Annotated in this window: 4 protein-coding genes; 1 reads left to right on the top strand and 3 read right to left on the bottom strand. The window is 60.5% G+C overall.

From position 1 onward, the window contains the following. Position 1: 1 nt before the first annotated feature. From SOP95_RS04950 to SOP95_RS04960, 3 genes are read right to left on the bottom strand one after another with little or no spacing between them, the layout of a single operon-like run. A complete protein-coding gene (locus SOP95_RS04950) occupies positions 2-2,701 on the bottom strand; it encodes a putative virulence factor (protein ID WP_323606419.1) in 2,700 nt (899 codons plus the stop codon). Continuing rightward, on the bottom strand, positions 2,698-5,676 hold the full coding sequence (locus SOP95_RS04955; RefSeq protein ID WP_323606421.1) for a virulence factor SrfB: 2,979 nt from the start codon (positions 5,674-5,676) through the stop codon (positions 2,698-2,700). Before SOP95_RS04955 ends, SOP95_RS04950 begins: the two co-directional genes overlap by 4 nt. Before the next feature lie 17 nt (positions 5,677-5,693). Continuing rightward, positions 5,694-7,079, bottom strand: a complete 1,386-nt coding sequence (locus tag SOP95_RS04960) for an SrfA family protein (protein WP_323606423.1) — start codon at positions 7,077-7,079, stop codon at positions 5,694-5,696. A gap of 421 nt (positions 7,080-7,500) precedes the next feature. Here SOP95_RS04960 and SOP95_RS04965 point away from each other — a divergent pair, with 421 nt between their 5' ends. Next, on the top strand, positions 7,501-8,061 hold the full coding sequence (locus SOP95_RS04965; protein ID WP_323606425.1) for a hypothetical protein: 561 nt from the start codon (positions 7,501-7,503) through the stop codon (positions 8,059-8,061). Positions 8,062-8,265 lie beyond the last annotated feature (204 nt).

Raw genomic sequence — 8,265 nt, forward strand, 5'->3', positions numbered from 1 at the left:
GCTAGACCGCCCTGGCCGCTGCGAAGGTCGCGATGATCCGCCCCAGTGACTCGTTCTGCTGCGGCGTGATCTCCCTCCCTGCGCTATGACCGGCGTTGTCCGTAGCGATGGTGGCCAGTGCCACCAGCCAATCACCCACATAGCCGCGGGTATGCTCCAACGGTTGGGGCAGCAACTTCGGCAACTGGCCCGCAGCGATTCTCTCGGGCGGCTGGAACAGTTTCGCCCCCGGGTTCGCGCGGCTCTGCGGTCGTTGTTCCAGTTCCATATCGATAAAGCCCAGCCAACCGATGAAGTCCGCCAGGATCATTTTTGCCGTCAGCACCTGACGACTGACCAGCTGTTCGCGCTTGCTGCCCACCTGTTCGGTGCGCACGATGGCTTGCAGCAGACGCTGCTGCAGGTTGAGGCGAGTCGCACCCGTAATGATTTCATCCACCAGGGCTTCGATCGCAGGCTTGGCCAATCCCAGGTAGGTCATCAGGCGCACGTCCTCGGGAATGTGGCGCAGATGACCGATCCACTCACGCAAGACCGCCTGGGCGAAACGCGAGTCGCTGCCACTGGAGCGCACAACCGTGTCAGCCGGTGCCACCGGCACTTGCGGTTCATCGAAGAGGTCGAAGCCATCGTCGCCGCCCAGGTCGGCGCCCAGTTTTACCGCGCTGCCAACACCCTCGGCGGCGGGTACGCCGGAATCCTCCTCACCCGCCCGCAGGTACAGGCCACGCAGTTTGTCATCCGCCAGTTGCATGCGCTGGAGCAGCTCGCCCAGAAGTGCCCGACGCGGCCATATAGCCTCGGAAATCTGTTTGGCGATGCCACGTTTTTTCTCCAGCTCACCCGCGCCTTCAGCCTGGTACCAGCGCCCCAGGCGCGTCTCCAGCTGGTGCAGTACGTCGTCCATTTGCTCGCGGATGCGCACCAGCTTCGTTTCGCGCAGCGCTACCAGTCGCAGGTAGGCGCTGATGCGCCCAATGCCTCCATCGTTCAAGGCCAGCATGGCATCCCAGGCGACGCCGGCATCACGCACATGCTGACGCACCGTCTGATCTTCACTGAAGGTTTGCCGCATCAATTTCAAGTGATCATCCAACGCACCGTTGATGCCGACTTCCTGCCCGTCCTTCAGGTCAAGAAAGGCCACTTTCATCCGCGGCTTGCGCACCAGAAAGGTATTGTCGAACGCATTCCCGGCCGCCCACTCCTGAAGCCAGGCGTACTGGCCAAAGCGCTCCAGCATGGTCATTTTCATCATGCCGCCACTGCCCCAGCCAATGCGCAGCAGGTCCTCGCCTGTGTCCAGGTCATTGGCGATGCGTATATCAAACATGGTGATGGCCCAGAGCAGACCGTTCTTGCGCCGGGCACGCTCTTGCGGTGTTGCACCCTGGGTCTTGTCGATCCATCTGCTGAGCACCGGACCGACGCTGGTGACATCCGACTGTTTGTTTGAGGGCGTGCATACGACCAGCACGTTCATTTCCTGGCTGTCCGTATAACGCTCGAACAGATAGGCCACCTTGCCACGCAAAATCAATTGGGCTACCGGGCTGGCTTTATCACGGCCCAATGCGCGTCGCACATCGTCGAGGGATTCAATGTTGAGGCGACCGCGATAGCCGGGGAAATCGAGCAGGTCGACCTCCTCGAACAACGGCTCGCTGGTGGGCTCGGCCAGCGGGAAAACCAACTCTGCAGTCAGTGTCGCCAGTTGCGCCAATGACAGTTCGACTTCTGCGTGCAACACGCCATCGCGCCATGGGCGGACTTTGATTCGCAAGTCGGTGGGTGTACCAAGGCGCTCCAGCATGTCCACATTCATGATGCTGTCGGCCTGGGACAACCCGCCTTGCGCTGTAGGGCGCACCAAGGCTTCAGCGGGCGCATAGACCCGATCCGGGTTGCCCAGACTGGCTAACGCCCGGGCGAACTCCAGGTAAGCCGCACTCAACTCGGCCAGCTCACCCCAGAAAATCGCGAACAACCTGACGCGATCCTCGACTCGCAGATAGGGTGCAAGCTCCACCGCCACGGGCCAGTAGTAGCCATTGAGTACGGCGAGGGAGCCAGGAAAACTGCTATGCAGATAGTCCCACAACGAGACGACGTCGTCCTCGCTCATACCAGGCACCACCCGCTCCTGGCGTCGCTTGCCCAACTCCTTGAGCAACTGCAATACGGCCGTTTCGTTGATGCGGTACTGCACCTTTTCCGTGTCGAAATCATTGAAGTAAGCGTTGGCCAGGACCTTGGCCAGCTCGACCTCGGCGAACAGCTTGAGCTCCAGCGGGAAGTCGTCCGGGCCCGGTTTGGCCGTGCGACTGAAGCGGGTCACCAGCCCCGTCGCTTCCTTGCCGGAGCCGGGTGGGTTGACATGGGTGAGGAAGTCCAGCCGTTGGCCGCCCAGGTCGGTCTCCAGCATGCCATTGGTACCCGCAGCCAGGGTCGAGATCAGGTAGGACTTGCCCGCTTGCGACAGGCCAAAAAAACCCACCGTCATGGGGCGCTCAGAGGCCGCGCCCAGGCTCGTTGCGCTGTTGCGTATCCGGCGCAGGCTCAGGATCAGATCGTCGGCCTCGTTGTCCAGCCTCGGGGCACTACGGCGTACTTCGCTGATCCAGTTGATCGCGTCACCGGCGCCCACGTGGATTGCAGCCCAATCCCGGGCCAGGTGTTGGGGTGAGATACGAGTGGTCATTTGCGGTACACACTCCCACTGTCGAGCCAATATTGGGATTCGCCCAACCCCGCATCCGACAGGGTATTGAGCTTCAGGCGCAGGTGACTGCGACTGATCGCGCCCTGGGTCGACTCGGCGCCGACGAACTCGAAACTCTCGCTGCCTTCGGCCGGGTTACGTGACCGGGTGATGCCCAGGCGCACTTTGAGCACCAGCCCCTTGGCAGCCACGTCCTCGCGCAAACGTGGGTTATCGATGCTGAGTATGTACAGCGGCGCAGCCGACCAGCGTTCGCTGTCGAGCTGGCGAAAGCCCAGGCGCATGGTGCCGCGCATGTCAAAGGCGGTATCGGGGAGACTGTAGTCCGGGTCGTCCAGGTTGATCCCGGACAAATAGATGTTGCTGTCCTTGATGACGTTGTTGTTGTCGATCAACCCCAGGTACTTGAGCGTCGAGTACGGTTTGAAGGCCGCCGCCCGGAAAAAGAAATTAGGCAGCCGCATGCCGCGACTCAACAGGCAGAGCATGGCGCCCACCGCCGCGGTGGTCTTGGGATCGTCGATACAGTCCTGTTTGTTGAACGGATACCAGCCACCGGTTCGGTACTGGTTCAACGGCAGGATGCGGCCCGGCGGCAGCGGCAGCAGCTTGCGAAACAGCGCCTGGATGCCTGGCAATCGCGACGGACGTCCCGTCAGCAGGAGAACATCGCAAGGGTAGCTATAGACGATTTCGCAGAGTGCCTGGATGCTCTTGCCGATGTTCATCCGGTCGCCGATGAAAGCTTCATGGATACGCCTCAAGCTGACATTGAGCGGGATTTGCAGCAGGTCGAAGCCCCCCGCCCCGTTACCCAGCTGCCGGCGCACCGCCGCACTGAAATAATCCAGCACATCCGCGGTGGGCTGCTCGTTGCCAAGCAGCTCGCCGAACGTAGCGCTGACCAGACTGCTCGGCTCCAGCGGGTCGTACGTTTCATAGGCCTTGAGCAGACAAAGGCCGATGGGGCTGAACACTTGCAGGGTCAACTGCTGGCGCAAGACGGCTTCCTGTACGGTCAGCGGTTCACTGCCGATCAGCTTGGAAAGGAGCGGTTCGGGCTTCTCGACCCCGGCCTTGAGCAAAGCGTCGTTCACCGCAGGCAGCACGAACAGGCGGATCACATCCAGCAGGATGTCGTCGCCCGCGATCTTGAAGCCATCGCGAAAACACTGTTCGGGCTTGATGTAGACGTTGTCGCCTTTACCGTCGTCGAGGCTGTAGTCGGTGATCACCAGGTCCGTGGTACCGCCGCCAATGTCGATCGAGGCGATGGTCAAACGGCTCTTGTCGGCCTTGTCGGGCCGCGACATCGTGGCGAAGAACTCCTCGGGGCGACCGGCGAAATTGTTTTGCGTCTCATTGAACAGGTAGACCACCTGGCCGCAGGTGGCCTCATCCCACTGGACGTGCACCTCGGGCAGCCAGGGCCATGCCGTTTCACGGCTCTTCGGGTCCTTGATGTTGATCGACTCGTCCTCGGGATGCCAGCCGAGGCTTTTCCAGACCAGGCCGATGGCCTGCTCCATGCATTTCGAGAATATCTCCCGCTCGGGCTTGGGCATCGACGGCGGGATGGTGAGGATGATCGAGCGCAGGTGACGCGGCACCCTGGAGTGGCTCATGCGCGAACGCTGCGAAGGGCTGTTGATCTGCATCAGCGCCTGCCCCAGCACCTCCGACAGCATGAAGGTCATCAACGAGCTGCGTGAATAGTGTGGATGGAAGACCGGCATGCGATCTTCGACGGGCAGGTTATAGAGCGCCTGGCCGATCTCGTTGATGAGCCCGGCCACGGGCGCGGCAGTCGCATGGGGCTCGGTCTCGGTCTTGACGAAGGCGCAGTTGAAGCGCCAGCCCGGCTCGTAGAGGTCTTGATCCCACAGGTAACGCTTGGGACTGGACAAGCCTGTCGAACCCTCGGTGCCCCGTCGGCGGCTGGCCAAACGACCCGCCTCGCGGCCGACACGCACAATGGAGGGCCAGCGAAAGGCTTCGCTGCGACCGCTCTGGACCGAGAAATGATCCTTGCCGAAAACCGCTTGAGAGAATTCTACGCGGCTCTCGAACGGCTCTGGATAGACCTGTTCCGGCTGCGTCAGGTCGCGCAATTCAAGCTCGTAGCGTTTGCTCAGGCCGTCGCTCTCCTGGGGGTGATCCTCGATCAGGATGCCGCATGTCCGTGAATTGCCCACGTCCAGCACCATGTCCACGGGAATGGCCTTTTGCATGTCGCTGTCACGGTTGGACACCACCTTGATCTCGGGTACTCGCAGCAGGGTCCCCAGCAGATGCAGGAGGTTGAGGTAGTGCGCCTGGTGGTAGAACTCGCGGCACTGCTCTTCGATGTCATCCAGTTGCATGCGAATCGGCGGGTTCTGCGCCTGTTCGGTAAACACCTCGCGCAACCAGCCGTCGACCCAGCGAAGGTCGAGGAACCATCCCATCTCGTCAGCCCGATGGGCCAAGGCGAACGTGGCCCCCACCTTGACGTCACTCTGAGTCGGCGCCAGGTAGGTGGTATCGCTGCGACCGACCAGGACGCTGGTATCGAAAGCAAAGCAGATACGGTGGGTGTTGCCATCCTGATCAGGGTCCTTGAGTTCGACGATACGCACCCGTGCCCAGTTCGAAGGGCCGTCGTCAAACCGGCGCGGTGGACTGAAGCGCAAAAACGGCAGCGGCAGCCAGTTGCCCTTGAGCAATCGCAACGATTGATCGATGGCGACACTGTAATCAGGACTGACCGCGCGCCCGGGAAGCGCCGGGTGAAAGTAGCTGTCGCTGCGCTCGTCCAGCAGCAGGCGAGCCATCGGGCCATTCTCGCTCTGACGGGCGAACTCGCCAGGCATTTCATGACGCAGGTCGAGCCTGAGCGCGAAATCCAGGAACTGGATGCCGCTTCCCATGATCAGGGTGATTCTTTCTTCATAATCGGTCGTGTCTGGAAACATAGTGCTGTTCTTCCGCGCTATTGGCTGCCCTGTTTCATCGACATCGGGAACTGCTGGCTCCCGTAGTTACCTGTGCATTGCGCCACCGTTTTCGCCCCCGGCGCACACTTGACGTCGGGCATCGTGTAACTGCTGCCATCCTTGCAAGTGGCCACGCCCTGGTTATTGATCGCCAGGTTGCCACCCTTCATCGAGGCCTGGGCCTTGCCAACGCATTCGACGCCATTACTGGTGCGCACCCGTACTTCGCCGGCGCCATTCTTGAAGTCGTACTCCAACTGTAGCGGGCGCCCGGTACTGGCATCCTGGATACCGGCACCGGCCTTCCAGGTGCCATTGAGAAAATCGGTCGAACCGTTGGCTTGTGCCCCGGCTGGGATGGCCAAGGGTGCGGCATCGGCCCCGTTCTTCTGGCCCGCCTGCTGCGGTGCCGACGGTACGGATTCTGGCTGGGCCGGAGTTGGGGTTTGCTCGGGTGGCGAGGCAGTCGAATCGGCAGGGAGTACCGGTGAGCCGGGAACCTGCGGCGCCAACGGATCACTCGCCGGTAACCCGGCATCGGCAGGAAGCGTTTTGTCGACGTCGGCGGCGGTGTTTTCCGCCGCGCTCCCCGCTCCTCCTTGCACGCCATTGACGCCGACGGTACCCACAGTCCCGGTCGCCGCGCCCTGCACGACATGAGTTTCAATCGGCACGGGTTGAACCTGTGGCGGCGGCAAACCAGGCAAGTCGACTTGAGAAAGGTTCAAGGGCAACTGTACTGACGGAAAACAGGAGCGCATCAGGAACAGCAGTGCCAACAGCAGAAGCACAGGCAGCAACAGCCAGAGCCAGCGCCACCAAGGTTTTGTTACACCCTTGCTGTCGATCGGCACTTCATGCTTGGGCGTTTCCATACCAGGATCGAGAACCAAGTTCGGAGCGGGCCGCAAGCCGGACAAAGGATCCCGCTCACGGTTGCCCTCTGGATCAGTGAAGCCCCAGAACGTCACCACGGGCCGGCCATCGACCAGATAGACATGATCGTTGGCGGGGAAATGCACGGTTTTTTCCAACAACCGTCCAAAGACCTGATTCTCCCGGCTCTGCGACGCTGCACGCATCAACTCGCTGGCTGAACGCAGTTGAGCGTGCAAACGCTCCAAACGGGAATAGGCCGAGTCCCGCTCTTCACTGACCGCAGCAGACCAGGGCACCACATCTCCCTCGAAAGGCGCATACCAGTCGATGCGATCGCCGCTTTCATTTTTCTGCGGAATGGCCAGGCAGTCGGCGGCCTCACGCCCGATTTTCAACCGGATGGCTTCACGCAACTGCAAGGCAGCGCTATGCACCGGCTGACCTTCGACCCCCAACACGTTGAATTCTTGCAGACTACCGGAACGAAGCAGTGCGCCGTGCATGTGCGGTATACCTTTTCAAGCGGGCTGTAAAATCGCCGACACTCTCAGGCGTTGTATACGTATACAGGTCTGCGCAAAATCGAGGCTGATCGACGTGCAAAGCCAACATGACAGGACAGAGAATCAATCCAGCCTTGTGTGACTCAACCCCCCCTGGAAATCATTTCGCGCTGGTTGATAGCATTCGTCCGCCCCTGAAAAGTAACCCCGTTCTCAGACTGGCGCCGACATCCACGTTCACTATCAGACATGAGCGTAGACCAAAGTGCTCGCCCTTGCGCATGTCCCTGTCAGGACGCCAGGCGGCTGTTTCCGACCACCATCCCCCCTGAAAGCCCCCGTCTTGCGGCGCCTCCCGCCGGTATGGCCACCCTGCAGCCATCGTCTACGCTTGCCAGATCATGGGTGTTCAGGAGCGATCATGAGCAACTTCCCTATCGTTGCCACGGTACTCTCGATGATATTGGGGCTGTCCGTGACGCGCCTGCTTCTGGGGGCGTTGACGGTGTTCCGCATCCGTCGTGTGGCCAAGCCTGATTGGGTTGCGCTGGTCTGGGCGGCAATGCTTTTCGCCACACAGCTGGATTTCTGGTGGGCCGTCAACGCGCTGCCCGAGATAAAAGGGACATTCTCGTTTCTTGAGTTTCTATTGCTCGTTTTGTTGGCATTATCGCTTTTTGTATCTGCCGCATTATTGCTGCCAAGCCGAAGCGAGGACGAGCAACAGGGTCTTCGTGTCTACTTTGAACAGGATGGCCGCTATGCCCTTCTGTCACTGTCGACTTATCTTTTCCTCGGGCTCGTCGTGAACGTCGTTTTATTCCGGGCATCGCCGATAGCACTTTGGGGCGCCCTGGATGTCATCATGATCGTGCTTCCTGTCTGCGCGTTTTATGCAAAATCGCGCAAAGCGTATTCGATAATCGCCCTGATTTATGTGCCCATTACCGCGGTTGACTTTGCGATATCACTTTCAGCCTGAACTGTGCGAGCCTGCTGGCGATGGCGGTGTGTTGGCTGTGCCGGCCTCATCGCTGGCAAGCCAGCTCCTACAGGTTTATTGGTGTTGCCGGGATTTGTGTCTGATGGTGATCACCTTGTAGGAGCTGGCTTGCCAGCGAAGGCGGTTTTTCAGGCGAGGAAGATGTTGGATGTGCTGACGTCATCGCTGGCAAGCCAGCTCCTA

Source organism: Pseudomonas sp. YuFO8, from assembly GCF_035065025.1.
GTDB classification, from domain to species: Bacteria; Pseudomonadota; Gammaproteobacteria; order Pseudomonadales; family Pseudomonadaceae; genus Aquipseudomonas; species Aquipseudomonas putida_AE.

Excerpts from the sequence above, each read along its gene's own strand:
- SOP95_RS04950 (WP_323606419.1), bottom strand. The coding sequence starts at position 2,701 with ATGACCACTCGTATCTCACCCCAACACCTGGCCCGGGATTGGGCTGCA.
- SOP95_RS04955 (WP_323606421.1), bottom strand. The coding sequence starts at position 5,676 with ATGTTTCCAGACACGACCGATTATGAAGAAAGAATCACCCTGATCATG.
- SOP95_RS04960 (WP_323606423.1), bottom strand. The coding sequence starts at position 7,079 with ATGCACGGCGCACTGCTTCGTTCCGGTAGTCTGCAAGAATTCAACGTG.
- SOP95_RS04965 (WP_323606425.1), top strand. The coding sequence starts at position 7,501 with ATGAGCAACTTCCCTATCGTTGCCACGGTACTCTCGATGATATTGGGG.